Origin of the sequence: Nocardioides sp. JQ2195, assembly GCF_012272695.1 — a bacterium.
Lineage (GTDB): Bacteria > Actinomycetota > Actinomycetes > Propionibacteriales > Nocardioidaceae > Nocardioides.
Genome location: NZ_CP050902.1, coordinates 2,095,487 through 2,122,102, shown reverse-complemented (window position 1 = coordinate 2,122,102; position 26,616 = coordinate 2,095,487). Strand labels below are relative to the sequence as shown.

Here is a 26,616-nt window from a genome sequence, read left to right as displayed (position 1 = left end):
GATGGTGATTCGAGGAGCCCGGCGCACACCTGAGGAAGAGCTGGTCGACTTCGCCCGCCTCCAGGTGCGGGCCGGGCTCCTGTCGCCCGAGCAGATGGAGGCCGAGGTCGTCGAGGCGACCCGGGCCGAGATGCCGGAGACGGACGCCTCGATCATGGCGCGTGCATGGCTGGCCGGCGCGCGGAAGGACCTGGCTGCCGAGGCATCCACGTGGCCTGCGACCACCGACCACGACCGCCTCCAAGCGGTCTTCGCCGAGTGCTCGGAGCACGGGGTCCGGGTCCTCCAGGGCGTTGAGGACCACTGGAAGGCGAAGGAGTCCCTGGCATCGGACGCCTCGGACGGCCTCCGTGGTGTCATCTGGTTCACCCAGCCCGACGTCTGGCACGCGATCGACGAGGGCATGCTCGAGGTGAACCTGTGGCACGCCTCGACGGCCAACGCGGCACCGGGGGACCACCTGCTCGAAGCAGTGCTCTCGTGCTTCTCACGGCACGGGTTGTCAGCCAGGTTTGACGAGGGGCGGATCGAGGTCTCGGCCTTCTGGCACCGCCGTCCCTGACGTCACGACGGGGACGATCGGACCTGGGCCCCGGCATGGCTCGATCGGACCATGCCTGTGGTCCTTTCGGGCCATTTGTGGCACGGTTCGGAACATGGGGAGCAGTAATCCCCGTTCTCTTTGTGGAAGCGGCTCGGACCACCCCAGCCGCAGAGCGTTCACGAATCCCGGGAGCATGACATGAACAAGTCCACCAAGGGCGCAATCGCCGCCGGTGCCGCTGCGGTCCTACTGCTCGGCGGGGCCGGATCTCTCGCCTACTGGAGCGACAGCGTCGATCTCCCCGGGGGCAACATCGCCGCGGGCGAACTTGCCCTCAGCAACCCGAGCTGTGACGAAGGCTGGGTCTACGGCCCCGACAATGCCAAGGCGGGCTCCTCTGTTTCCCTGATCGTCCCGGGAGACACGATCGTCAAGGAGTGCACCTTCACCGTGGCTGCCTCGGGTGACAACCTCGCGGCGACACTCGAGACCCCGGACACTGTCGACTACACGGTGACCAGTTCTCCTGCGCCCACCACGCTCCAGCTCGACGTGGACGCGACGTACGTCGACCAGGAAGGCGCCCCTGTCCCTGCCCAGGTCACCAGCGCCGACGACGGCGACACGATCACCTCGACCCTGGCAGTGACGTTCCCCTTCGGTGACGCAGCGACGATCAACGCCAATGACACGCAGAACCTGACGGCGACCCTGAACGCGATCACGGTGTCACTGACCCAGACCGAGTCCTGATCGTGCCGGGCCCACTCGCGTGGGTCGGCCGGGTGCTCGCCTGGCTGGTGATCCTGGGTGTCGTGGCGGCGCTGGTCGTGGCGGTGCTCGTGCCCAGGGTCGCCGGCGCGACGCCGTACACGATCCTCACGGGGTCGATGCAGCCGAGCTACCCACCAGGCACCTTGGTGGTGGTCAGGCCCGCCGACGTCGGTGACATCGGCGTCGGCTCGGTGATCACCTATCAGCTCGAGTCCGGTGAGCCGACCGTGGTCACGCACCGAGTCGTCTCGTCGGGCGTCAACGGCAAGGGTGAGGTGGAGTTCCGGACGCAGGGTGATGCCAACGGGACTCCCGACGAGTTGCCGGTCCGACCGGTGCAGGTCCGGGGAGAGCTCTGGTACTCAGTGCCCTTCATCGGCCACGTGAACAACTGGCTCAGCGGCAAGGAGCGGCAGATGGCGGTCTACGTCGTTGCTGGGCTCCTGCTCGGCTATGCCGCGTTCATGCTGACCAGCTCGCTGCGTGACCGACGGCGGAACCGTGGGGCAGCATCGTGAAGCACCTGCTCGGGAAGCTCGTCCTTGTCGCCGCGCTGGCCCTTGGCGTGCCGTCGCCGGCCGTTGCGGCGGACGAGGTGGGAGTCAGCTGGGACGGACAGTCCTGGTCGAGTCACCTTGCCGAGCCACTCTTCGACCCGAGCGTCCGGTGGGTTCCGGGGGATGTCCGTGAGGTGTCGTTCTTCGTGCGCAACCAAGCCTCCGACGCGGGCCACCTCACCATCTCGGTGGAGAGTCGAGACCGCGACCACCTGCTGCGCAACGGGGACATCGACCTGTCCGCCAAGGTCGGTCGCGATCGGAGGGTCCGGTTGGAGCAGACCGACAGGACGTTCCGGCTCAGCAGCGACTCGCTCTCGGGCGGGGAGTCACGCAGGATCCGGATCAGGGCCAGCTATGACCCGACGTCGACCAACGCGACGCAGCGTGATGACCTCGCGCTCTCGTTCCGCGTCACGCTGGCCGACGCGAGCGCGACGAACGGGGGAGCTGTCACGGACGGCTCACCCGATGAGTCAGACCGGCTCCTGCCGGGCACTGGTGCTCCAGCAACCGGGTGGCTCATCGTGACTGCTGGAGTGGGGATGGGTGTGGGGGCGGCGTTGATGCGGCGCAAGGATCGGAAGGAGGCGGGAACGGGTCATGGGACGACACACTGAGACGTGGCCCAACACCGGTCGGAAGAGCGCCTGGCAGGTGCTCCGCTCCGCCAGGACGCGTGCTGTGCTCAGCCTCGGCCTGCTGTTGGGCTTCGGATCGATCGGCACCTATGCCTACTGGAGCGACACTGCGGTCGTTAGTGGCGGGCCCATCTCCTCGGGGACGATGGACCTGCAGTTCGACAGCAACGGAGCTGTCGGTCCGGGCGCGAACTACGCGAAGACCACGATCTCGTGGAGCGGTCTTGTGCCCGGTGAGCGCAAGGCGTTCAATCTCGACGTCAGGAACGTCGGAGATCCGCCGTTGACGTATGTTGCGACGGCGACCCAGGGCGCCTCCCCGGCGTGGAGCTTCGTCGGCACGCCGATCACGGTGCAGCTCTTCACCGGCAGGGCCCAGCCCGTCGCGGCCTATCCCCAGGTCGACACGTGCAGCGGAACATCCCTCGCACCGGCGAAGAATGTCGACGGGACGGCCAAGTCACTGACCGACACGGCCCAACAGATTGCTGCGAGCGGCACGCAACAGGTCTGTGTGATCGTCGGACTCGATCTCGCCGCGACGAACGCCAACCAGGGCAAGACGGGCTCGGTTGCGCTGACCTTCACCGCCAGCCAGAAGACGTCATGACCACGCGGGTGAGATGGACCCACTGGATGCGAGAGGGCGCGCTCTGGTCCGGTGCCGTGCTGGGCGCGCTGTGCCTGGTGCTGAGCGGACTCGCCCTGGCTCTCGACGCGCGTCCGCTGGTATTCAAGTCCGGTTCGATGTCGCCGGAGATCGAGGCTGGGGCGCTGGCCCTGGCCAAGGAGGTGCCGGCAACGGAGCTCCGGGTGGGCGATGTGGTGAGTGTCGAGACCGGGCGCAACGTGCGGATCACCCATCGCATCGTCTCCATCGACCACACCGATGACGGAGTCATCCTGCACCTGAAGGGTGACGCCAACCCTGCACCTGACGCAGAGGCCTACCCGGTCGAAGACGCCTACCGGGTGTTCCTCGACGTCCCCTGGGCAGGTCACGTCGTCAACGCCGCGAGCACTCCGGGGGGATTGTTGCTGTGCGGTGCCTTCGTCTCCCTGCTCCTGGTCTCGGCCTTCGGCCGAGGCCAGGACGAGGATGCTTCTGGGAAGCGCGATGCGGAGCGCTCCGGGTCGGGTGGGAACGCCCCGGATGCGACCGCTGGCTCCGTGGGCGACGGGACGGGCCTTCGCCGAGTCTCCCGCATGATCGCTCTGGGCACCTCGGCCGCGGTCCTCCTGGCCGGGGGAGTGGCGTCGGCCCCCACCGGCACGCTGGCCACGTTCTCGGACACCTCGCAAGTTTCGTCGGGCTCGATCACGGCCTTCACCGTCAAGGGCCCTGCCAGTGTCACCTGTGTGCAGTCCAGCGGGCTCGACAACTACTGGTCGGATGCACGTTGGCCGAATCCGTATCCCCAGGTGAACTACACGGCCGAGCTCTGGAGGGCGCCGAACCTCGGCTCAGAGTCCTACATCCGAAGCATCCCGGTCGCGAACCCCGTGACCAACGGGGTGCCGGACCAGTCGGTGCTGGCGGTCCGCTTCAATCCAGCGGACCTGCCCACTGCGCTGGCCTACTACAAGGTCTACGTCTCGGCACAGGTCAAGGGCGCGCCGACCTGGACGTCGAGCCGGGTCGCCATCGACCGGCGCATCTACCGCGGAGCCGTCTACGTGACGTGCGCTGGCCTGGATCCCATCTGATCCGAGCCGAGATCACTCCGGTGGGGCGAGCCTGTTCACCAGCTCTCCCACATCACTGTCGCTCGCTGCGTCATGTCCGGCTCCCGCCCAGAGGGCCATCGCCTGCGGATCACCTGCAGCCGCGGCCGCCGTGCGGATCGGCTTGGTCATGTGGTGCACGTTCGGGTACGCCGAGGGCGCCTCGCCGTCGTGCTCCCGGACGAAGTCGTTGACCAGCGCCCGGGCGGAACGGCCCGAGAACGCGCGGGTCACCACCGACTCGCTGAACTCGCGGGAGGTCAACGCCTGCTTGTGGGCGGCGGGGGCCTTGCTCTCCTGACAGGCCAGGAACAGTGTCCCGACGGAGACGGCGACCGCGCCGGCGGCCAACAGGGTGGCCACGTCCTCGGGTCCTGACACGCCACCGGCGGCGACGACGGGGAGCCCGCTCGCGGCGACCGCGGCGGTGGTGAGAGCAGCAGCACCCAGCTCGTTGGGCACGTCCGAGACGTTCCACGTCCCGCGGTGTCCACCGGCCTCGCTTCCCTGGGCCACCACGAAGTCGGCGCCGAGGGCGACGGCCTGCTGTGCCTCGTGGGCGGAGGTCACGGTGAACCCCACCGACGTGCCGACCTCTTGCAATGCGATGACGGTCCGGGGCGGCACCGGCCCGAACGTGAACGTCACGGCATGGACGGGGTGCTCCAGCAGCCACGCGACCTTGTGGTCGAAGGTGTCGTCGTCGAAGGCGGGGTCGCCGGGCTCGACGCCGTACTTCGCGGCGGTCGGGACCAAGCCTGCACGATAGGCATCGAGGCGTGAGCCGAGCTCCATCGAGCGGTCGGTCTGCGGGGTGAACAGGTTGATCGCCACCGGCGCGTCCGTCAGCCCTTGGTACGCCGCCACCTCCGCGGCCATGGCGGGCACGGACAGGTAACCGGCGGCCAGGAAGCCGAGGCCACCGGCGTTCGACACGGCGGCCGCCAGCTCGGGCGTGGTCGCTCCGGCCATCGGCGCGGACATGATCGGCAGCGGCCGGTTCCAGATGTTCATGGCTTCGACACTAGGGGACCGGTCGGAGCACGGGAGGTCAGGTCGCGCCCAGGTCCTCCAGCAGGGGTGCCAACCGGGAGAGCTCCTCGAGGTGGTCGGCGGACAGATCCCGGATCCGGCGTTCGCCCTCGGGGGTGAGGCGCAGCCGCACTGCCCGGTGATCGGCCGGATCGCCGTGCCGGGCGAGCAGGTCGAGGGCGACCACGCGGTTGACCAGCTCGACGGCGGTGTTCGGACGGATGAACAGGTACTCGGAGACCTGGCGCACGGTCGGCCCGTCGGTGTCGGGGTGGCCGCGCACGGCGAGCAACAACTGGTGCTGGCTACCGGTCAGTCCGTGCTCGGCAGCGCGGTCGGCGCTCCACCGCTCGAAGGCGCGCAGCCGGGTCCGGATGGCGAGGAGCCGCTGGTACTCGTGCTCGCGCACCGGCGGCCCGGGGGCAGGTCTGCTCACGTGGTGGCTCCATTCGTCCGGAACTGCTCGCCACCGTTAGCCTAATACCTCGTAATACGACATGTTCAGCAGGAGGCACCCTTGTCGAACGTCCCGCTCACGGCGCCCGGAACACGTGGCGCGCCCCGCGACGTCGGCCACCTGGGTGACTTCAGTGCCTCCCCGCGAATCCTGCTGATCGCGCTGCTCGCCATTCCTGTCGGTGCCCTCGCGGCGCTGGTCTCGTGGCTGCTGCTCAAGCTCATCGGCTTGATCACCAATGCCGTGTTCCACCAACGCTGGGACACCGCCCTGGTCGCCCCGGGCGGTGGCGACCATCCGTGGTGGTTGCTGCTCTGCGCCCCGGTCGCCGGAGGCCTGGTGATCGGTCTCATGGCACGGTTCGGCTCCGAGAAGATCCGCGGCCACGGCATGCCCGAGGCGATCGAGGCGATCCTGCTCGGTGGCAGCAAGGTCCAACCGCGGGTCGCCGTGCTCAAGCCGGTCTCCGCAGCGGTCTCGATCGGCAGCGGTGGCCCCTTCGGTGCCGAGGGGCCGATCATCATGACGGGTGGTGCGGTCGGCTCCCTGCTGGCCCAGCTGCTCAAGCTGACCGCGGACGAGCGCAAGACCCTGCTGGTCGCCGGAGCAGCCGGCGGCATGGCAGCGACCTTCAACTCGCCCCTGGCCGCCATCGTGCTGGCGGTCGAGCTGCTGCTCTTCGAGTGGCGACCACGCAGCTTCATCCCGGTCGCGACCTCGGTCGCGGTCGCCACGCTGGTGCGCCACCCGATCCTCGGGGAAGGGCCGCTGTTCCCCGTCACCTCGCACTTCGAGGTCTCCACCCTGGCTGCAACCCTGTGCGTCGTCTCAGGCGTGGTCTCCGGCCTGCTCGCCGTGATCGCCACCTGGCTCGTCTACGCGGCCGAGGACGGCTTCCACAAGCTCCCCATCCACTGGATGTGGTGGCCGGCCATCGGTGGCCTGGTGATCGGGATCGGTGGCCTCATCGAGCCCCGCGCCCTCGGCGTCGGCTACGACGTGATCGCCGCCGAGCTGCAGGGCACCATCGGCCTGGACCTGGTGATCGGGATCCTGGTCGTGAAGACGCTGATCTGGTCGCTGTCGTTGGGTTCCGGGACCTCAGGCGGCGTGCTCGCCCCGATCTTCATGATCGGCGGTGCGTTGGGTGCCCTGGAGGCACAGGTGTTCCCCGACGTCGGCCCGGGCTTCTGGGCCCTGGTCGCCCTCGCCGGAGTGATCGGGGGAGTCATGCGCTCACCCCTGACCGGCGTCGTCTTCGCCATCGAGCTCACCGGACGGTTCGACGTCGTGCTCCCGCTGTTGATCGGGGCATCCGCTGCGTTCGCCGTGTCGGTGCTCCTGCTGCGGCGTTCCGTGCTCACCGAGAAGATCGCCCGACGGGGCTACCACCTGTCGCGTGAGTACGACGTGGACCCCCTGGAGATCCTGTTCGTCAGCGAGGTGATGTCCGACGACGTGGTGACCTTCGAGGACGACCTGCCCGCCCGCGATGCGTTGGCCGCCATCACCGGGGTGGACCCGAGCCACGTCGCAGCACGCCGGCAGCTGCTCTACCCCGTCGTGGGCGCCGACGAGTACCTGCTCGGGGTGGTCACCCGCACCAGCCTCGAGACTGCCGAGCACGACGGCCTGGGCCACCTGACGGTGTCCGACCTGAAGAACTCGTCGCCGGTGGTCACCCACCCCGACGAGACGTTGCGAGTCATCGCCACCCAGATGGCGGCCGCCGACGTGGACCGGATGCCGGTCGTTGCCCGGGAGGACGAGACCCGTCTGGTGGGCATGGTCTCCCTGACCCAGCTGCTCGCCGGCCGACTGCGAGACCTGCAGGAGGCACGTGAGGCACAGCGGGTGCTGCGGCTGCGGGTGATCCGCCCGCAGTGGCGGGGCAGGGGTTCCACCTGGGGGAGTCGCGACTGAGTGCCGCGGTGCTGGTCCTACGATTCGGCCATGCCCTTCTCGTCCACAAGCCCGACCGTTGGCGTCTTCGCACTGCAGGGCGACGTACGCGAGCACCTGCGCATCCTGACCGACCTCGGCACCAACGCCATCGGCGTACGCCGTCCGGAGGAGCTCGAGGCCTGCGACGCGTTCATCATCCCCGGTGGTGAGTCGACCACGATGTTCAAGCTGGCCCGCACCTTCGATCTCTTCGAGCCGATCCAGCAGCGCATCGCCGACGGCATGCCCACCTTCGGCACCTGCGCCGGGATGATCATGCTGGCCGACCGCGTCGAGGACGGAACGGCCGACCAGGAGACCCTGGGCGGGCTCGACATCACGGTCCGCCGCAATGCCTTCGGCCGTCAGGTCGACTCCTTCGAGGGTGAGCTGGAGTTCGACGGATTCGACGAGAAGGTGCACGCCGTCTTCATCCGCGCCCCATGGGTGGAGCGCACCGGCGAGGCCGTCGAGGTGCTTGCCTGCGTCGAAGGGGGAGCGGCTGCGGGTAGGGTTGTCGCCGTTCGCGAGGGAAACGTGATGGCCACGTCCTTCCACCCCGAGGTCGGAGACGACGACCGCATCCATCGCTACTTCGTGAACCTCATCACGACGTCGTAGGACCCGGCGCCGGTCGCCGGGTCCAGCACACCAGAAGAGGGAGCGCATGTCCGGACACTCCAAATGGGCGACCACCAAGCACAAGAAGGCCGTGGTTGACGCCAAGCGCGGCAAGCTCTTCGCCAAGATGATCAAGAACATCGAGATCGCGGCGAAGATGGGCGGCCCCGACCCGTCCGGCAACCCGACCCTCTTCGACGCGATCCAGAAGGCCAAGAAGCAGTCGGTCCCCAACAAGAACATCGACTCGGCGGTCAAGCGCGGTGGCGGTCTCGAAGCTGGCGGTGTCGACTACGAGACGATCATGTACGAGGTCTACGGACCCCAGGGGGTCGCCATCCTCGTCGAGTGTCTGACTGACAACCGCAACCGTGCCGCGATGGAGGTGCGCACCGTCGTGACCCGTAACGGCGGCACCCTCGCCGACCCGGGCTCGGTCTCGCGGCTCTTCGACCGCAAGGGCGTCGTGGTCGTGGCCAAGTCCCAGGAGACGGACGGTGCCACCAAGGAGGTCGGCGAGGACGATGTCCTCGAGGCGACCCTCGATGCCGGCGCCGACGACGTCAACGACCTGGGCGAGTCCTGGCAGGTGCTCTCCGAGTCCGCCGACGTCGTCGCAGTGCGTACGGCGCTCCAGGAGGCCGGCGTCGACTACGACTCCGCCGATGTCGAGTTCGTGGCAAGCATGGACATCCCGGTCGACAAGGAAGCCGCACTCAAGGTGTTCAAGCTGGTCGACGCGCTCGAGGACCTCGACGACGTGCAGAACGTGTTCTCCAACGTCGACGTCCCCGAAGACGTGATGGCCGAGATCGAAGCCGACAACGAGAACTGACCGATGTCCTGGCTGCGAGGCCTCGTGTCGCTCTTGCTTGCGCTGGGGCTCTTCGCTGCCTGTGACAGTGCGGGCGACTCCAAGGGGAAGCCCGAGTCCGGTGCGACGACAGTTCGCCCCGAGTCGGTCGACAAACTGGCCGACAGCCCGTTCGGCAAGGTGCTGACCTGGTCGGCGACAGGTCCGAACGTGGTGTGGGCCGTCACGACCGCGACCAAGTCCTGCAAGTTCTGCGCCGCGCTGTGGAAGAAGCAGGGCGACGCCGGTTGGCGGCGGGTGCACACCTTCGCGGAAGTGAAGCGCGGTCAGGACGACGGCTACGGCTACACGCCTGTCGACCATGAATCGCTGGCGATGTCCGCCGATGGGAAGCACGGCCTGTTCCAGTGGGAGACCAGCGGCCTGATGCGCACGACGGATGGCGGCCGCACCTGGGCCCATCTGCCGGCACCGAAAGGAGACCACGACGCCAAGGCGTTCGGGTTCGGTGTGCACAAGAACTGGTTCGTCATGGTCGACGGTCGGGGTCGCGTCTGGCGCACTGCCGTGGGCCAGGTGGCTTGGGAGGAGATCACTCCCGATGGCGTGGGTCGCGGAATTGACGAGCTGCGCAGCTCGCAAGCCGGGCTGGCGCTCACGGTGGTCACCCCGCGGGGCGAGAGTGTGCTCCTCAGCACCGACGCCGGCGGCAGTTGGCAGACGGTCTCCAGTGATCGAATGTCCGAACAGTGCATGGTTGAGCATGCCTCCGTGGAGGTCCTGGTCAGCTCGTGTGAGCGGTACGGCAAGGCTTCGTGGAGTGAAGCGAGCACCGACGGTGGGAAGACGTGGAAGCGTGGCCCTGACTTCAAGTACGGGACGATCAGTGGCGTCTTCCCGGTCGGACAGTCGGGCTCTGTGGTCGTCGAGCGCAACCTGAGCACCCTGGTTCTGGTCCGGGAGGACGGGACCAGCAAGGAGTTGCCGATGCGCACGGCCCCCAGCGGCGGCGAGTTCCGTGCTGTCGGCCGGAACGCGGTCTTCTACAGCGACGACGTCAACCTCTTCCGTTCGCGCGACGGCGCGGAGACCTGGGAGCAGATCTCTCCGGATCGTGTGACTGGCTGAACCGGCGTGGTCCGGGGTGTCGTGCCCGGTCCTGGCGGTCGACGTTGCTACGTTGTTTCCGAACAGGTGTTCGGACGACTGAAGGACTGGCCATGCGCGTGCTCGGCATCGACCCCGGCCTGACCCGCTGTGGCATGGGCGTGGTCGAGGGCGAGATCGGTCGAGCCCTGACGATGGTCGACGTCAACGTCCTGCGCACATCGTCGACCGAGCCGATCCCGACCCGACTGGTCACGATCGAGAAGGGCGTCGACGCCTGGCTCGACGAATACCGTCCCGATGCGGTCGCCGTCGAGCGGGTCTTCGCCCGGTCCGACGTCTCGACCGTGATGGGCACCGCCCAGGCCAGCGGCATCGCGATGGTCTGCGCCGCCCGCCGCGGGATCCCCGTCGCGCTGCACACACCAAGTGAGGTCAAGGCCGCGGTCTCCGGCAGCGGCAGGGCCGACAAGGCCCAGGTCACCGCGATGGTGACCCGCATCCTGCGCCTCGAGAAGCCACCCAAGCCCGCCGATGCCGCCGATGCCCTCGCGCTGGCGATCACCCACATCTGGCGCGGAGGAGCCCAGTCGCGCATCGACGCGGCGGTGGCCAAGGCCAAGGTCGGCCGCCCGTGAACACCACCATTCGCACGCAGACCAGATTCACCACGAGGAGCCAGCAGTGATCGCATTCGTCAGGGGCACCGTCGCCGGGGTCACCCTCAACAGTGCCGTCGTCGAGGTCGGGGGAGTGGGCCTCGAGTTGATGTGTACGCCGGGGACGCTGGCCACCCTTCGCGATGGTGAAGAGGCGATCCTGCCCACCAGTATGGTCGTGCGCGAGGACTCGCTGACCCTCTTCGGTTTCCTCGACGACGACGAGAAGGCCTGCTTCGAGCTGCTGCAGACCGCCAGTGGGGTCGGCCCGAAGCTGGCCCAGGCGGCCCTCGCCGTTCTCGCTCCCGATGACCTGCGCTCCGCGGTTGCCGGCGAGGACGTCAAGACGCTGACCAAGGTGCCCGGCATCGGTCAGAAGGGCGCCCAGCGCATCATCCTCGAGCTCAAGGACCGCATCGGTGCACCCACCGGCAAGGCCCAGGGCACGCGTACCGGCATCACGGCCAACGCGGGCGGTTGGCGCGAGCAGGTGCACGAGGGGCTGGTCGGACTCGGCTGGTCGACGAAGGAGGCCGACAAGGCGCTCGACGTGATCGAGCCCGAGGCCGGCGACAATCCGGAGGTCGGCGCCATGCTGCGACGCGCCCTCCAGACGCTGCGGAAGGCCTGAGCATGGCTCCGTCCAGCCCTGACCGCTCGGGTTCCGGCCTGCCCGGCACCAATCAGCACCGCGAGCAGTTCACCTCCGACGCGACCGGTCCTGACCAGTTCAGCGCGGCCGAAGAGGCCGAGATCTCCCGGCTCACCTCCGCGGACGCGGCCGGAGACGAGCGCGCGATCGAAGCGGCCCTGCGCCCCAAGTCGCTCGCCGAGGTCATCGGCCAGCAGCGGGTCCGCGAGCAGCTCGGTCTCGTGCTCGACGCGGCCAAGGCCCGGGGGAGTGCGCCCGACCACGTGCTGCTCTCGGGGCCTCCAGGGCTCGGCAAGACCACCCTGGCGATGATCATCGCCGGGGAGATGGGCGCTCAGCTGCGGCTGACCAGTGGTCCGGCGATCACCCACGCCGGTGACCTGGTCGCGATCATCTCCGGCCTCAACGAGGGCGACGTGCTCTTCGTCGACGAGATCCACCGCATGTCGCGAGCCGCCGAGGAGATGCTCTACATGGCGATGGAGGACTTCCGCGTCGACGTCATCATCGGCAAGGGGCCGGGCGCCACCGCCATCCCACTCGAGATTCCGCCGTTCACCCTGGTCGGCGCCACCACTCGCGCCGGGCTGCTCCCGGGCCCGCTGCGCGACCGGTTCGGATTCACCGCCCACCTCGAGTTCTATGAGCCCGAGGACCTCGACCAGATCGTGCATCGCAGCGCGGGACTGCTCGACGTACCCCTCACGGACGATGGGTCGGCCGAGATCGCCGGCCGCTCCCGGGGCACGCCGCGCATCGCGAACCGCCTCCTGCGCCGGGTGCGCGACTATGCCCAGGTGCGTGCGGACGGAGTGGTCAGCCTCGACGTCGCGCACAAGGCGCTCGACCTCTACGAGGTCGACCAGTCCGGGCTCGATCGCCTCGACCGTGGCGTCATCGACGTGCTCTGCCGCCGCTTCGGAGGGGGACCGGTGGGCCTGTCCACGCTGGCCGTCGCCGTCGGTGAGGAGCGCGAGACCGTCGAAGAGGTCGCCGAGCCGTTCCTGGTGCGCCTGGGCCTCCTGGCCCGGACGCCGCGGGGCCGGATCGCCACCCGAGCCGCGTGGGAGCACCTCGGCCTCACCCCGCCCGCCCCCGACGTCGGTGAAGCCACCCTCTTCGAGGACTGAGTGGCCAGCAGCACGGCGACACGTTCGTGTGGATCCTCCGGCACCTGACGCCGGAGCTTCCACACCGAAGGTGCGGGGCACCTGCGGTGCGACCGCCGGTACGTCGCGATTCAGGTTGCAGGGTGAAAGCCGGTTAGACTTCGCCTCGATTGAGTCTCTTTGCCCGCTTTTTCGAGAGGTCGGATCCCCTTGAAGGACCTGCTGTCCTTGCTCCCCATCATCGCCATCTTCCTGATCTTCTGGTTGCTGGTGATCCGCCCCGCGTCGCGTCGCCAGAAGGAGATGCGCCAGGTCCAGCAGGAGCTGCAGGTGGGTGACGAGATCATCACCAACAGCGGCATCTTCGGCACCGTTGCCCGGCTGGAGGATGACAAGCTCGGCATCGAGATCGCCAACGGTCTCGTCGTGATGATGGCGCGCGGCGCCGTGGCCGGCGTGGTCCCTGCTGCGGGGCGCGTCGAGCTGGAGGACGCCGATCTTCCCGAGACCACCGACCAGGATGCACCGGAGACCCGCGAGCAGGAGAAGTAGGCGTTGCCCCAGATCGACGCCGATGCCGTGGCCTCGGCCATGGAGCGGCTGATCCGGGACGTGCCCGACTACCCGAAGCCGGGAGTCGTCTTCAAGGACATCACTCCGCTGTTGTCCGACCACGACGGTTTCACTGCCGTGGTGGAAGCCTTGGCCGCAGCCGGTCGTGATGCCGACGGCAACGTGGTCGTCGACAAGGTGGTCGGCATGGAGGCGCGCGGGTTCATCCTCGCGGCTCCCGTGGCGCTGGCCCTGGGCACCGGCTTCGTCCCGGTCCGCAAGGCCGGCAAGCTGCCCTGCGACACCCACGCGGTGTCCTACGCCCTCGAGTACGGCGAGGCCACCCTCGAGATCCACACCGATGCGATCGCGCCCGGCGAGCGTGTGCTGCTGATCGATGACGTGCTGGCAACCGGCGGAACCGTTGCCGCAACCCGTGAGCTGGTCGAGGAGTGTGGCGGCGTGCCGCACGCAGTCGCCGTACTCATGGAACTGACCTTCCTGCCCGGACGCGCGACCATCGGCGACCTGCCGCTGGTCACGCTCGGACAGGTCTGAACCCGCTCACCCGAGAAAGACCGAGGAACAGCTGTGACTTCTGACCACTTCGCATCCTGGAAGAGCCGCGAGGCGTTGGCCGAGGCGATGATCCCGATCATCGGCACGCTCTATCGTGAGCGTGACGTCACGATCCTGGTGCACAGCCGCTCGCTGGTGAACAAGTCGGTGATCAGCATCCTCAAGACGCACCGCGCCGTGCGTCAGATCGAGGGGCGCGAGCTCCGCATCGAGGACACCATGCCCATCCTCCAGGCGCTGGCCGAGCTCGACCTCGGTCCGGCTCGCGTCGACATCGGCCAGATCGCCGTCGCCTTCGCGGAGAACCCCGACGGGCTCTCGATCGAGGAGTTCACCGCGCGCGAGGTCGCCGGGGCCACGGGTGAGAACAAGATCAGCCAGGAAGGTCCCCGCGACGTCGTCCTCTACGGCTTCGGTCGCATCGGGCGCCTCGTGGCCCGCCTGCTCGTCGAGAAGGCCGGGTCGGGCAACGGCCTGCGGCTGCGTGCCGTCGTGGTCCGCAAGGGTGGTGAGGGCGACCTCAAGAAGCGCGCCTCGCTGCTGCGCCGGGACTCGGTGCACGGCGCCTTCAACGGTTCGATCCACATCGACGCCGACAACAACACGATCTGCGCCAACGGCAACACCATCAAGGTGATCTACGCCAACGACCCGACCGAGGTCGACTACACCGACTACGGCATCGACAACGCGGTCCTGATCGACAACACCGGCAAGTGGCGTGACCGCGAAGGCCTGTCGAAGCACCTGCGCCCCGGCATCTCCAAGGTCGTCCTCACCGCCCCGGGCAAGGGGGACGTGAAGAACATCGTCCACGGTGTGAACCACGAGACGCTGCGTGAGGACGACAACATCCTCTCGTGCGCCTCCTGCACCACGAACGCGATCGTTCCGGCGCTGAAGGCCCTCAACGACGAGTACGGCGTCGAGCACGGCCACGTCGAGACGGTGCACTCGTTCACCAACGACCAGAACCTGCTCGACAACTACCACAAGGGTGACCGTCGCGGCCGCTCCGCTCCGCTGAACATGGTGCTCACCGAGACCGGTGCCGCCTCTGCCGTCTCCAAGGCCTTGCCCGAGCTGACCGGCCACATCACCGGCTCCTCCATCCGCGTCCCCACCCCGGACGTGTCGATGGCGATCCTCAACCTGACGCTGGAGAAGGAGACGACTCGCGACGAGCTCACCGAGTACCTCCGCGCCACCTCGCTGCACTCGCCGATGAAGCGCCAGATCGACTTCATCGCCTCGCCGGACCTGGTCTCCACCGACCTGGTCGGGTCGCGCGCGGCCTGCATCATCGACGCGAACGCCACGATCGTGCACGGCAAGCACGCAGTGGTCTACGCCTGGTACGACAACGAGTTCGGCTACAGCTGCCAGGTGGTGCGCGTGGTCCAGCACATCACCGGTGTGCAGTACCCGCTCTTCCCCAAGGCCTGAACCGACCGACGTGCCGTGGGTGCGGGCAGCTGCTCGCACCCACGGCACTATGCTGTTCCAATGGAAGAGCAGACGCACGCCGGGCCCGCCGGGCAGGCGCGCGCCGCGGAGCCGTCGGGCTCCCAGACCGGTCGTGGAATGCGTGCCCGGCTGGCGCGCATCGGGTCCCGGCCACCGGTCGGCAACCCGGTGCTGGAGCCCCTCTTCCGGTCGGTGAAGGCGAACCACCCGAAGGCTGACCTGGCCCTGCTCGAGCGTGCCTACGTGACGGCCGAGAAGTTCCACGGCACCCAGATGCGCAAGAGCGGTGATCCCTACATCACCCACCCGCTGGCGGTCACCACCATCCTGGCCGACATCGGGATGACCGAGCCGACCCTGGTGGCCGCACTCCTCCACGACACCGTCGAGGACACTCCCTACACGCTCGACCAGCTGCGCTCCGACTTCGGGGACGAGGTGGCTCTGCTCGTCGACGGGGTGACCAAGCTCGACAAGGTGCAGTACGGCGACTCCGCCCAGGCCGAGACGATCCGCAAGATGATCGTGGCGATGTCCCGCGACATCCGGGTCCTGGTGATCAAGCTCGCCGACCGGCTGCACAACATGCGCACCCTGCGCTACGTGAAGCAGGAGACCCAGGAGCGCAAGGCTCGCGAGACCCTCGACATCTATGCGCCACTGGCCCACCGGCTGGGCATGAACACGATCAAGTGGGAGCTCGAGGACCTGGCGTTCGCCACCCTGCACCCGAAGATCTACGACGAGATCGTCCGCATGGTCGCCGAACGAGCGCCCTCACGCGACCAGTTCCTCAGCGAGGTCATCGAGGCCGTCGAGATCGACCTGAAGGAATCCAAGATGCACGCTCGGGTGACCGGGCGTCCGAAGCACTACTACTCGATCTACCAGAAGATGATCGTCGGGGGCCGCGACTTCTCCGACATCTACGACCTGGTCGGGATCCGGGTGCTGGTCGACGACGACCGCGACTGCTACAGCGTGCTGGGCGTGATCCACTCACGGTGGAACCCGGTGCTGGGTCGGTTCAAGGACTACGTCGCCATGCCGAAGTTCAACATGTACCAGTCCCTGCACACCACGGTGATCGGTCCCCAGGGCAAGCCGGTCGAGATCCAGATCCGCACCTTCGCCATGCACCGTCGCGCCGAGTACGGTGTCGCGGCGCACTGGAAGTACAAGGAGGACGGCCGCAACGGCGTCGACACGGACCGAAGTGCCGAGGGCGAGGACATGTCCTGGGTCCGCCAGCTGCTCGACTGGCAGCACGACGTGGAGGATCCGGGGGAGTTCCTGGAGTCCCTGCGGTTCGAGATCAACCGCACCGAGGTCTACGTCTTCACCCCGCGCGGTGACGTGATCGCCCTGCCGGCAGGTGCCACACCGATCGACTTCGCCTACGCGGTGCACACCGAGGTGGGCCACCACACCATCGGGGCACGGGTCAACGGACGCCTGGTGCCCCTGGAGTCCACGCTCGACAACGGCGACGTGATCGAGGTGTTCACCTCCAAGGCTCCCAACGCCGGTCCTTCACGCGACTGGTTGACGTTCGTCCGCTCGCCCCGGGCCCGGTCGAAGATCCGCCACTGGTTCACCAAGGAGCGTCGTGAGGAGGCCATCGAGCAGGGCAAGGAACAGATCGCCAAGCTCATGCGCAAGGAAGGCCTGCCGCTCAAGCGGTTGCTGTCCCACGAGTCACTGATGCTGGTCGCCGACCAGCTCAAGCTCGCCGACGTGAGTGCCCTCTACGCCGCGGTCGGCGAGGGCAACCTCGGTGCCCAGACCGTCGTACGCCGGGTGATCGACCTGCACGGTGGCGACCAGGGCGCTGCGGAGGACCTCGCCGAGGGCGTCACCATCACCGGCCGCCGCGGCCGCAGCCGGCTCACCCACGGGGGCGACTCGGGCGTCACGGTCAAGGGAGCCGACGGCTTGTGGGTGAAGCTGGCCAAGTGCTGCACGCCGGTGCCTCCCGACGAGATCCTCGGGTTCGTGACCAAGGGCGGTGGGGTGTCGGTGCACCGTGCCGACTGCACCAACGCGTCCAGCCTGCGCGCCCAACCGGAACGACTCGTCGAGGTGGTCTGGGAACCGACCACGAAGTCCACGTTCCTGGTCAACATCCAGGTCGAGGCCCTCGACCGAGCCCGCCTCCTCTCCGACATCACCATGGCCCTCTCCGAAGCCCACGTGAACATCCTCAGCGCCTCCCTGGTCACCTCGCGTGACCGGGTCGCCAAGAGCAAGTTCTCCTTCGAGATGGCCGACGCCATGCATCTCGACTCGGTGCTCCGCGCGGTGCGTTCGGTGCCCGGCGTCTTCGACGCCTACCGCATCACCCAGTGAGTCGACGCCTCGCGCTGGTCGGAGTGGCCTCGTTCCTGTGCTTCTGGGCCTGCGACGCCCTCGCCGTGCTGCTGGCCGCTGACGACTACTCCGTGCGTCGCGACATGGTGTCCGCCCTGGCCGGGAGAGGTTCCTCGGTGGGATGGCTCGGGGAGACGGCCATCGCGGCGTTCGTCGTCGGCCATGCCTGCGCGGCCGCAGTGATGCTGACCGGGTGGCGGACGAAGCTGGCCGGGGCAGTGATGGGCCAAGGGGCGTTCCTGATGGCCGGGCTGCTGGTCTTCCGCGGTCACTGCCCGGAGGGCGAGGCAGGGTGTGGCAGGGGAGGCAACCACGTGGTGGACCTGGGCACCACCCTGCATGCCGTCTTCGGCAGCACCTATCTCTGGATGATGCTGGTCGGTCTCCTCGTGCCCCTCGCCTCCGCCTACTGGGAGAGGGGCCCGACGCGTTGGGTGGCGCTGTCGTCGGTGGTGGCGTGGCTGGCCTCGTCCACGGCGGCGAGCGTCTTCGTCGACAACGGGCCGACCGCAGGAATCTGGGAACGGCTCTGGCTGGGGAGCATCGCGGCCTGGCTGCTGCTCGTGTGCCTGGTCGGCCTGCGCGACGCCCGTCGCGGGTTTGAACCGCGGGTCTGAGGGCAAGGTCCCGGTCGACATCGCCTCGGAGGTGACGACATGGCCAAGGTTCCCGAGAACCTGTGTGACCTTGCCGCGGACTGCCTGTCCGCAGCACAGGACGTGACCGACGCGTGGTCCCGGGAGCAGACCACGTTCGCCGTGCCACCGGGGGCCGCGGGGAACACCTCCTCCGGCGTCAGCCTGCTCAACGCCCACACAGGTGTCACGGAGTCAGCCGCGTTGTTCATGGGGCGGCTCAGTGGGGTGCTGGAGCAGGACATGGACGACATCTACGGGTGTGCCTTCACCTGGTCGTCGGCCGACGAGGAAGCGGCGCGAAACGCCGAGTCGTCGTACCCACTGCCTCCCGAGCCTTCGCCCGGACCTTCTCCCGAGCCGTTCCCCGAGGACGGTCCGCACCCCCAGCCCGACCCCCAGCCCGACCCCAGGCCCGACCCGCAGCCTGAGCCTGAGCCGAAGCCGACCGGACCCAGCGAGCTGCCCACCCCGGCCAACCACCCGAGGAGGAGCTGAGATGGCGCTGGGAATGTGGAACCTCGGAGCCGATCCGGGCACGCTGGAAGCGGCGGCCACCGGGTGGGGTGACGTCAAGCAGCAGCTCACCACGACCGCCGAGGACATCACCTCCGCGAGCGGCAGGGTGATCCGTGCCGGGTGGGAGGGCGACGACGCCGACGCGTACGACGAGCACCGACGACTCCTGGTGAAGGACATCAACCTGGCCGCTGCTGCGGCCGGTGGGGTGGAGGACCGCCTCGACAAGGTGGGAGGTTCGCTGCGGGCGGCCAAGGCCCACCTCGATGAGTCGTGGTCCACCGTCGCGGGAATCCCCCATGCGGTCCGGGGAACCGTGGTCACGTTCCGACCTGCCGATGACGACGAGCAGGCGAAGGTCACCGCAGCGATCGCTCGGGCCCGGGAGATCCGGGACACGCTGGACGCCGTGCTGGTCAAGGACGTCGCCCAGCTCAACGAGGCGAAGGACGACTTCGACACGCTGGCCCGCAACTGGGTGGACGAGGGTCGCTACGACGACTTCGAGAGCCCTGCGACCGGGCAGCGACCCGGCATCATCACCGACGGGGACACGACGATCGTCAACACCGGCAGCGGCGACGACACCGTCAAGATCCATGACGATCCCCATCGCGGCGACCAGATCGTCGAGATCAACGGACAGGTCTACCGGATCCCGGCTGGTCAGGAGATCGTGATCCGCACCGGCGAGGGCAACGACACCGTGGAGCTTCCCTCGGACAGCCGGATCAGCATCACCTTCGTCGGCGGAGAGGGCGATGACATCTACAAGGGTGGTGCGGGCGACGACACCGTCGTCGGCCTGAGCGGCCACGACCGACTCTTCGGTGGGGATGGCGCCGACCGGATCTCCGCGGGCGCCGACCGGGACTACGTCGACGGCCAGAGCGGGGACGACGTGCTCCGGGGCGGCCAGGGCAACGACACCATCTACGGCGGCGACGACACCGAGGACGGAGAGGTCAGCGACGACCGCCTGATCGGCAACGAGGGGCAGGACTACCTCGAGGGCGGACACGGTCAGGACACCCTCGAGGGCGGGGACGGCGACGACATCCTCTCCGGTGGTCGCGACGACGACACGATCCACGGAGGCGACGGCGACGACGTGTCGTACGCCGGTCGCGGCAAGGACACGACCTACGGCGGCAGCGGCACCGACACGTCGTACGACGAGTCGCAGGACTCCTCCCAGGGGGCCCGGGTCATCCCGATCACGATCAAGGACGTGCCCGACTTCATCAAGATCGAGGGATCGCCGGAGTTCCAGGCTCGCGTTCGCGCCGACCTGGAGATGCTGGCCTCGTCGCCGCGCGGCCAGATGATGCTGGCCAACCTGCTCGAGAACCACGAGAACTCCGGGTTCGCCGGCATCGGCCGGGAAGGGCTGACCATCCGGGAGTACAACAATCCGGACGACCCGTTCAACAGCACCGCGCACGACGGAGCTCTCGGGGGCAACGTCATCAACTACCGTCCCGACATGGACACGATCGACGACGGGCCGCCGTCCGTGGTGCTCTACCACGAGATGGCCCACGTCTACGGCTACATGAACGGCACGAACCAGCCGGAGGAGTACCAGGGCGACGACACCCAGAACCATGGGTTCAAGGAGCTGGAACGACAGGCGGCCGGCCTGCCGATCGACCACGACAACGACCCGGACACCCCCGAGGTCATCGACCCCGACCACCCGATCGAGTTCACCGAGAACGGGTTGCGCGAGGAGATGGGGGCACCGCACCGTGACCACTACTGATCGCTGGAGGCGGGTCGTCGCCGGGGTGGGTGCGCTGCTGCTGGGTCTGTTGGTCACCGGCTGCGGGGAGTCCGGCGGACCGGACGACTCCGGTCCGGCCGGGATCGAGGACGGCGGGGAGCCCGCCGACCCGAAGGGGGCCGAGGCGATCGCCGGTGTCGAGCTCGCCGCCAGGATCGAGGTCCACGACGACACCGTCCGCATCGACTACGTGCTCACGAACAACTCCTCCGAGCAGGTGCACGTGCCGAATCGTGTCGGGCGCGGCGACGAGTACGGTCGCGTCGCCCAGGACTCGAACTTCGTCTACGCGACGGGCACGGCCGACGGGGGAGTCGACCTGAGCAAGCGGGTCTTCGCGACTCCTGACACCGACGAGATGGCGTGGGGCCACGCCCCCACGGTCGGAGTCAGCACCGTGGCTCCGGGCGCACGGCTCAAGGAGTCACTGACCGTGCCCCGCCCCCTGGAGCGCCACCAGCCGTGGGGGAGTGACTACGGTCACGGGAAGGTCAGCCTCCCGGAGCCGGTGGAGCGGATCCGGTTCTGTCTCGGGGTGCTGCCCCATCCGCTGCCGCCGGCTGCAGCGCTGCACCGGGTCGCGGACGGCTGGGAGATCAGCCACGGCAACGTCGTGAACGCGGCCCAGCATCTCTACTGCTCGGAGCCGGTCCAACCCTGAGTCGTCAGTCGGCTCAGCCGGAGAAGTCCTCAGCGGCCCTGCGGGCCATGTCGAGGAATGCCTGGCGCGAAGCCAGGCTCTCCTCGAGCTCCTTGACCCGCTTGTCGTTGCCGGCTGCCTTCGCCTTCTCCAGGTCGGCTGTGGTCTCGTCGATCGCGGACTGGAGCTTGCCGATCATGTCGTCGGCCCGTGCCGACTTCTCCGGATCGGTCTGCTTCCACTTCTCGTCCTCGACGCCCCGGATGGCCTGCTCGACCTTGCGGATGCGAGCCTCCAGCGGCTTGATCTTGTCGCGGGGAACCTTGCCGGCCTCGTCCCACCGGTCAGCGATGTCCCGGAAGGCCCGCTTGGCGGCCTCGACGTCGGTGACCGGGAGCAGTGCCTCGGCCTCGACGAGAAGCTGCTCCTTGACGACCGCGTTGGCCTCGAACTCCTTGTCGAGCTCGGCGTTGGCCGCGTCGCGCGCGCCGAAGAACGCGTCCTGGGCGCCGCGGAAGCGCTTCCAGAGCGCCTCGTCGACCTCACGAGGTGCCGGGCCGGCGGCCTTCCAGTCGCGCATCAGGTCGCGGTACTTTCCCGCGGTCGGGCCCCACTCGGTGGAGCCGGCCAGGGCCTCGGCCTCGGCGGCCAGCTTCTCCTTGATCACCCGGGCGCCGTCCCGCTTCTCGTGCTGCTGGGCGAAGTGCGCCTTCCGGCGACGGGTGTAGCCGGTCCGGGCCGTGGAGAAGCGGCGCCACAGGGCGTCGTCGCTGCCACGGTCGAGACGGGGCAGGGCCTTCCACTCGCCGAGCAGGTCACGCAGTCGGTTCGCCCCGTTGCGCCAGTCGTCGGACTGGGCCAGCCTCTCGGCCTCGGCGACGATGGCCTCCTTGCGTTCCTTGGACTCGGCGACCTTCTGTGCCCGTTCCGCCTTGCGGGCCTCGCGCTGGGAGGCGATCACCGGGGCGAGGCTGTCCAGTCGCGCCGCCAGGCCGTCGAGGTCCCCGACCGCGTGGGCGTCGGTGACCTGCGTGCGGACGGTCTTGACCGACTCCGTCGCCTCGTCGGGAGCCAGGGCACCACCGCGCACCCGCTTCTCGAGCAGCTCGACCTCGAAGGCGAGCGCGTCGAAGCGATCAGTGAAGAACTTCAAGGCCTCCTCGGGCGTGCCTTCGGGGTACTGCCCGACCGCCCTTTCACCCTCGGACGTGCGGACATAGACGGTGCGGTCGTCGGCCACCCGACCCCATGGGGACTCCTGCTGCGCGCTCATGGTCGCCCATCGTAGTCAAAGGGTGCGTGGTCCTCGGTAGGCTGACCTCCGAAAGTCGCTCGAGGCTCTCTCGACGTCTCGACAGATTCCCCATTCGCAACGAAGGATTCACTGTGTTCATTGCCGGCTTCCCTGCGGGCCAGTTGGGCGCCAACTGCTACTTCGTCGGCGCCGAGGCCGGCGGGGAGTGCGTCATCATCGACCCCGGGCAGGACTCTGCCGAGGGCGTTGACAGGCTGGTCGAGGAGCACTCGGTCAAGCCGGCCGCGATCCTGGTGACCCATGGTCACTTCGACCACATGTGGCAGGCCCAGGTCGTCGCCGACAAGTACGACGCGCCCCTGTGGATCGGCGCCGACGACCGGCACCTGCTCAAGGACCCGATGGTCGCGATCTCCAACCAGAGTGCGTCCATGCTCCGTCAGCAGTTCGGCATGGACGAGCTTCCCGACTTCCGTGAGCCGGGCCGGGTGCACGAGGCCGTGGAGGGCTCGGTCATCGAGATCGAGGGCCTGACCATGGTGGTCGACCACGCCCCGGGCCACACGCCGGGCACGGTTCTCTACCGCACGACCTACGAAGGCCCCGAGGACGTCTCCCAGCTGATGTTCTCCGGTGACTTCCTGTTCCAGGGATCCATCGGCCGAACTGATCTCGTGGGGGGCGACCACTCCGAGATGCTCGAGAGCCTGCGCAGCAAGGTCCTGCCCCTCTCCGACAACATCGTGGTCTTCCCCGGCCACGGAGAACAGACCTCGATCGGCCGGGAGCGCGCGACCAACCCGTTCCTCCTCGAGCTGCAGGACACCCCGGTCGACGGTGGTCAGGCATGAGCCGTTCCGTCCCGAAGCCGTTGAGCGGCTTCCCTGAGTTCCTCCCCGCGCAGCGCGAGGTCGAGCGCCAGGTGATCGAGAGCCTCGCGCGCACCTTCGAGCTGCACGGATTCGCCAACATCGAGACCCGTGCCGTCGAGCCGCTCGACCAGCTGCTGCGCAAGGGCGACACCTCGAAGGAGGTCTACCTGCTCCGCCGCCTCCACGAGGAGTCCGCGGAAGGGCATGCGGGCATCGGGCTGCACTTCGACCTCACCGTGCCCTTCGCGCGCTACGTGCTCGAGAATGCCGGACGGCTCGAGTTCCCGTTCCGCCGGTACCAGATCCAGAAGGTGTGGCGCGGTGAGCGACCCCAGGACGGCCGCTTCCGGGAGTTCGCCCAGGCCGACATCGACATCGTCGGCCAGGGGGAGCTCGGCTTCCACCACGACGTCGAGATCACCCGAGTGATGTTGCGGGCGCTCACTGAACTGGCCGATCCCACATCGATCGGGCTCCCGGGGTTCACCCTGCAGGTCAACAACCGCAAGCTGATCCAAGGCTTCTACCTCGGGCTCGGCCTCAGTGCTGACAACGGGGACGTCGACGAGACGATGCGCCTGATCGACAAGCTCGACAAGATGCCGGCCGAGAAGATCCGCACGTTGCTGATGGACGAGGCCGGCCTCAGCTCGGAGCAGGCCGACCAGTGCCTCGCGCTGGCCGGGATCAGCACCGAGGACGAGTCGTTCGAGGAAGCGGTGCGCGCACTCGGTGTCACCCACGACCTCCTGGACGAGGGCCTCGCCGAGCTGGCAGAGCTGATGCGTGCCTGCGCCGACCTCGCCAGCGACAAGGTCCGGATCCGCGCGGAGCTGAAGATCGCCCGCGGCCTGGACTACTACACGGGCACGGTCTTCGAGACCCGTCTCGACGGCTTCGAGTCCATGGGATCGATCTGCTCGGGCGGGCGCTACGACTCCCTCGCCAGCGACGGACGCACGACGTACCCCGGGGTGGGCATCTCCCTGGGCCTCAGCCGGGTGCTCGTGCCGCTCGTCAACAAGGCCGGGCTGACGGCCGACAGGTCGGTGCCGAGCGCAGTCCTGGTGGCGCTGGCGGACGACGGGTCCCGGGCAGCCAGCGATGCGATCGCCGACGCGCTGCGCGCCAACGGCACGCCCTGCGAGGTGGCCGCGAGCGCCCAGAAGTTCGGCAAGCAGATCAGGTACGCCGAGCGACGCGGCATCCCGTTCGTCTGGTTCACCGACCGCGACGGCAACCACCAGGTCAAGGACATCCGGTCCGGTGTGCAGGTCGACGCCGACCCCACCTCCTGGACCCCGCCCGAAATGGATTTGAAGCCGACGATCGTCGGCAACGACAATCAGTGACCACCAGCTGTGGTCTTCACAGCTGTGGTCCTCGACAGCACGACCCAACCCTCACCTAGGAGCAACATCCCGTGATCCGCACCCATGACGCCGGCGCCCTGCGCGCCGAGCATGTCGGCCAGACCGTGACCCTCGCCGGGTGGGTGGCGCGTCGGCGAGATCACGGTGGTGTCGCCTTCATCGACCTGCGTGAGGCCAGCGGCGTCGCCCAGGTCGTGATCCGCGACGAGGCTGTGGCCCACAGCCTGCGCAGCGAGTACTGCCTCAAGATCACCGGTGAGGTGTCCCTGCGACCCGAGGGCAACGCCAACCCGAACCTGCCGTCGGGTGAGATCGAGGTCATCGCGACCGACGTGGAGGTCCTCTCGACCTCCGCCCCGCTCCCGTTCCCGATCGACGACGCCGCAGCCCACGGGTCCGGCGAGGTCGGGGAGGAGGCGCGCCTGAAGCACCGCTACCTCGACCTGCGTCGCAGTGGTCCCAACAGCGCGCTCCGGCTGCGCAGCAAGGTCAACAAGGCCGCCCGCGACGTGCTCGACCAGCACGACTTCGTCGAGATCGAGACCCCGACGCTGACCCGGTCGACCCCTGAGGGCGCCCGCGACTTCCTGGTGCCCGCGCGACTGCGACCGGGCAGCTGGTACGCACTCCCGCAGAGCCCGCAGCTGTTCAAGCAGCTGCTCATGGTCGGCGGCATGGAGCGCTACTACCAGATCGCGCGTTGCTACCGCGACGAGGACTTCCGAGCCGACCGCCAGCCCGAGTTCACCCAGCTGGACATCGAGCTGAGCTTCGTCGACCAGGACGACGTCATCGCGCTGATGGAGGAGATCCTGGCCGCGATGTGGGCCCTGATCGGTGAGGAGATCCCGCGCCCGATCCCACGGATGACGTACGCCGACGCGATGGCCCGATACGGCTCCGACAAGCCCGACCTGCGCATGGGCAACGAGCTCGTCGAGTGCACCGACTACTTCAAGGACACCCCGTTCCGGGTGTTCCAGGCGCCGTACGTCGGTGCCGTGGTGATGCCGGGTGGTGCGAGCCAGCCGCGCAAGAAGCTCGACGCGTGGCAGGAGTGGGCCAAGCAGCGTGGCGCCAAGGGCCTGGCCTACCTCCTCATCAAGGAGGACGGTGAGATCACCGGCCCCGTGGCGAAGAACATCTCCGAGGCCGAGCGCGAGGGCATCGCGGCACAGGTCGGCGCGCAGGCAGGTGACTGTGTCTTCTTCGCGGCAGGGCCGGCCAAGTCGAGCCGGGCGCTGCTGGGAGCCGCGCGCCTCGAGATCGGACACCGGTGCGGCCTGATCGACGAGGACGCCTTCGCGTTCACGTGGGTGGTCGACGCGCCGCTGTTCGAGCCGAGCTCGGAGGCCGTGGCGAGCGGCGATGTCGCCGTGGGCGACGGTGCCTGGACCGCCGTGCACCACGCGTTCACGAGCCCGAAGCCGGAGTTCGTCGACACGTTCGACACCGACCCCGGGCCGGCCCTGGCCTACGCCTACGACATCGTCTGCAACGGCAACGAGCTCGGCGGCGGCTCGATCCGGATCCACCGTGAAGACCTCCAGAAGCGCGTCTTCAAGGTGATGGGCATCAGCGAGGAGGAGGCCCAGGAGAAGTTCGGCTTCCTCCTGGACGCGTTGAAGTTCGGTGCGCCGCCCCACGGTGGCATCGCCGTCGGCATGGACCGCATCGTCGCGATCCTGGCCGGGACCGACTCCATCCGCGACGTGATCGCCTTCCCGAAGAGCGGTGGCGGGTACGACCCGCTCACCGAGGCACCCGCCCCGATCACCGCTGCGCAACGGAAGGAAGCCGGCGTCGACGCGGTCCCGCAGGAGGACTCGTCGCCGTCTGCCTGAGGCGACGGACACTCAGCGGACAGTCGAGACCAGATCGTTACCGCTGAGTGACCGTTTAGCCGCTCCTGCACCCGTAGAGTCACGCCCG

At 68.3% G+C, this 26,616-nt stretch carries 27 protein-coding genes; 24 read left to right on the top strand and 3 right to left on the bottom strand.

The features are described 5' to 3' along the window. Position 1 precedes the first annotated feature (1 nt). From ncot_RS10155 to ncot_RS10130, 6 genes are all read left to right on the top strand, one after another. Positions 2 to 562, top strand: coding sequence for a hypothetical protein (locus ncot_RS10155; RefSeq protein WP_168617507.1), 561 nt, complete (start codon positions 2 to 4; stop codon positions 560 to 562). Positions 563 to 742: 180 nt separating this feature from the next. Continuing rightward, on the top strand, positions 743 to 1,297 hold the full coding sequence (locus ncot_RS10150; protein WP_168617506.1) for an alternate-type signal peptide domain-containing protein: 555 nt from the start codon (positions 743 to 745) through the stop codon (positions 1,295 to 1,297). A 2-nt stretch (positions 1,298 to 1,299) separates the two neighbouring features. Next, positions 1,300 to 1,836, top strand: coding sequence for a signal peptidase I (locus ncot_RS10145; protein WP_240937852.1), 537 nt, complete (start codon positions 1,300 to 1,302; stop codon positions 1,834 to 1,836). Further along, entirely contained in the window at positions 1,833 to 2,495 is a 663-nt protein-coding gene (locus ncot_RS10140; protein WP_168617505.1) for a hypothetical protein, read from the top strand. Before ncot_RS10145 ends, ncot_RS10140 begins: the two co-directional genes overlap by 4 nt. Next, positions 2,479 to 3,126: a SipW-dependent-type signal peptide-containing protein gene (locus ncot_RS10135; RefSeq protein ID WP_168617504.1), complete on the top strand. Its 648-nt coding sequence runs from the start codon at positions 2,479 to 2,481 to the stop codon at positions 3,124 to 3,126. The genes ncot_RS10140 and ncot_RS10135 overlap by 17 nt, the downstream gene beginning before the upstream one ends. Continuing rightward, the gene (locus tag ncot_RS10130) at positions 3,123 to 4,223 is read left to right on the top strand and encodes a signal peptidase I (protein ID WP_168617503.1); all 1,101 of its coding nucleotides are present in this window, start codon (positions 3,123 to 3,125) and stop codon (positions 4,221 to 4,223) included. Before ncot_RS10135 ends, ncot_RS10130 begins: the two co-directional genes overlap by 4 nt. Positions 4,224 to 4,235: 12 nt before the next feature. On the opposite strand, the gene ncot_RS10125 is transcribed toward ncot_RS10130, so the two are convergent. Further along, positions 4,236 to 5,255: a nitronate monooxygenase gene (locus tag ncot_RS10125; protein ID WP_168617502.1), complete on the bottom strand. Its 1,020-nt coding sequence runs from the start codon at positions 5,253 to 5,255 to the stop codon at positions 4,236 to 4,238. A 37-nt stretch (positions 5,256 to 5,292) separates the two neighbouring features. Further along, entirely contained in the window at positions 5,293 to 5,709 is a 417-nt protein-coding gene (locus ncot_RS10120; protein WP_206064924.1) for a MarR family winged helix-turn-helix transcriptional regulator, read from the bottom strand. A gap of 81 nt (positions 5,710 to 5,790) precedes the next feature. Between ncot_RS10120 and ncot_RS10115 the strand changes: the two genes are divergently transcribed. The 15 genes from ncot_RS10115 (at position 5,791) to ncot_RS10045 (ending at position 21,205) form a co-directional block, all read left to right on the top strand. Next, positions 5,791 to 7,653 (top strand): chloride channel protein, encoded by a 1,863-nt coding sequence (locus ncot_RS10115; RefSeq protein WP_206064923.1) that lies wholly within the window; start codon positions 5,791 to 5,793, stop codon positions 7,651 to 7,653. Between the two features lie 30 nt (positions 7,654 to 7,683). Beyond that, entirely contained in the window at positions 7,684 to 8,295 is a 612-nt protein-coding gene (gene pdxT / locus ncot_RS10110; RefSeq protein WP_168617501.1) for a pyridoxal 5'-phosphate synthase glutaminase subunit PdxT, read from the top strand. Positions 8,296 to 8,341: 46 nt separating this feature from the next. Further along, complete coding sequence (locus ncot_RS10105) at positions 8,342 to 9,130, top strand: YebC/PmpR family DNA-binding transcriptional regulator (protein ID WP_168617500.1); 789 nt, start codon at positions 8,342 to 8,344, stop codon at positions 9,128 to 9,130. 3 nt (positions 9,131 to 9,133) lie between these two features. Then, complete coding sequence (locus ncot_RS10100) at positions 9,134 to 10,237, top strand: hypothetical protein (protein WP_168617499.1); 1,104 nt, start codon at positions 9,134 to 9,136, stop codon at positions 10,235 to 10,237. Positions 10,238 to 10,329: 92 nt separating this feature from the next. Next, positions 10,330 to 10,854 (top strand): crossover junction endodeoxyribonuclease RuvC, encoded by a 525-nt coding sequence (ruvC, locus tag ncot_RS10095; protein ID WP_168617498.1) that lies wholly within the window; start codon positions 10,330 to 10,332, stop codon positions 10,852 to 10,854. Between the two features lie 46 nt (positions 10,855 to 10,900). Further along, positions 10,901 to 11,506, top strand: a complete 606-nt coding sequence (ruvA, locus tag ncot_RS10090; protein ID WP_168617497.1) for a Holliday junction branch migration protein RuvA — start codon at positions 10,901 to 10,903, stop codon at positions 11,504 to 11,506. Between the two features lie 2 nt (positions 11,507 to 11,508). Then, positions 11,509 to 12,657 carry a Holliday junction branch migration DNA helicase RuvB gene (ruvB, locus tag ncot_RS10085; protein ID WP_168617496.1) on the top strand — a complete coding sequence of 383 codons (1,149 nt, stop codon included), beginning with the start codon at positions 11,509 to 11,511 and terminating at the stop codon, positions 12,655 to 12,657. Between the two features lie 189 nt (positions 12,658 to 12,846). Beyond that, entirely contained in the window at positions 12,847 to 13,188 is a 342-nt protein-coding gene (gene yajC / locus ncot_RS10080) for a preprotein translocase subunit YajC (RefSeq protein WP_240937851.1), read from the top strand. A gap of 39 nt (positions 13,189 to 13,227) precedes the next feature. Beyond that, positions 13,228 to 13,746: an adenine phosphoribosyltransferase gene (locus ncot_RS10075; RefSeq protein WP_168619285.1), complete on the top strand. Its 519-nt coding sequence runs from the start codon at positions 13,228 to 13,230 to the stop codon at positions 13,744 to 13,746. Between the two features lie 33 nt (positions 13,747 to 13,779). After that, entirely contained in the window at positions 13,780 to 15,213 is a 1,434-nt protein-coding gene (locus ncot_RS10070; RefSeq protein WP_168617495.1) for a glyceraldehyde-3-phosphate dehydrogenase, read from the top strand. 138 nt (positions 15,214 to 15,351) lie between these two features. Continuing rightward, positions 15,352 to 17,583 carry a bifunctional (p)ppGpp synthetase/guanosine-3',5'-bis(diphosphate) 3'-pyrophosphohydrolase gene (locus tag ncot_RS10065; RefSeq protein ID WP_168619284.1) on the top strand — a complete coding sequence of 744 codons (2,232 nt, stop codon included), beginning with the start codon at positions 15,352 to 15,354 and terminating at the stop codon, positions 17,581 to 17,583. After that, entirely contained in the window at positions 17,580 to 18,221 is a 642-nt protein-coding gene (locus ncot_RS10060) for a DUF998 domain-containing protein (protein WP_168617494.1), read from the top strand. The genes ncot_RS10065 and ncot_RS10060 overlap by 4 nt, the downstream gene beginning before the upstream one ends. A 39-nt stretch (positions 18,222 to 18,260) precedes the next feature. Next, a complete protein-coding gene (locus tag ncot_RS10055) occupies positions 18,261 to 18,737 on the top strand; it encodes a hypothetical protein (RefSeq protein ID WP_168617493.1) in 477 nt (158 codons plus the stop codon). A gap of 1 nt (position 18,738) precedes the next feature. Further along, complete coding sequence (locus ncot_RS10050) at positions 18,739 to 20,523, top strand: M91 family zinc metallopeptidase (protein WP_168617492.1); 1,785 nt, start codon at positions 18,739 to 18,741, stop codon at positions 20,521 to 20,523. Further along, positions 20,510 to 21,205, top strand: a complete 696-nt coding sequence (locus ncot_RS10045; protein ID WP_168617491.1) for a hypothetical protein — start codon at positions 20,510 to 20,512, stop codon at positions 21,203 to 21,205. Before ncot_RS10050 ends, ncot_RS10045 begins: the two co-directional genes overlap by 14 nt. A 13-nt stretch (positions 21,206 to 21,218) precedes the next feature. Here the strand turns inward: ncot_RS10045 and ncot_RS10040 are convergent, their stop codons facing one another. Continuing rightward, a complete protein-coding gene (locus ncot_RS10040) occupies positions 21,219 to 22,457 on the bottom strand; it encodes a DUF349 domain-containing protein (RefSeq protein ID WP_168617490.1) in 1,239 nt (412 codons plus the stop codon). A 113-nt stretch (positions 22,458 to 22,570) separates the two neighbouring features. Between ncot_RS10040 and ncot_RS10035 the strand changes: the two genes are divergently transcribed. From ncot_RS10035 to aspS, 3 genes are all read left to right on the top strand, one after another. Next, on the top strand, positions 22,571 to 23,290 hold the full coding sequence (locus ncot_RS10035) for an MBL fold metallo-hydrolase (RefSeq protein WP_168617489.1): 720 nt from the start codon (positions 22,571 to 22,573) through the stop codon (positions 23,288 to 23,290). Beyond that, on the top strand, positions 23,287 to 24,663 hold the full coding sequence (gene hisS / locus ncot_RS10030) for a histidine--tRNA ligase (protein ID WP_168617488.1): 1,377 nt from the start codon (positions 23,287 to 23,289) through the stop codon (positions 24,661 to 24,663). Before ncot_RS10035 ends, hisS begins: the two co-directional genes overlap by 4 nt. 71 nt (positions 24,664 to 24,734) lie before the next feature. Next, on the top strand, positions 24,735 to 26,528 hold the full coding sequence (gene aspS / locus ncot_RS10025; protein ID WP_168617487.1) for an aspartate--tRNA ligase: 1,794 nt from the start codon (positions 24,735 to 24,737) through the stop codon (positions 26,526 to 26,528). Positions 26,529 to 26,616 lie beyond the last annotated feature (88 nt).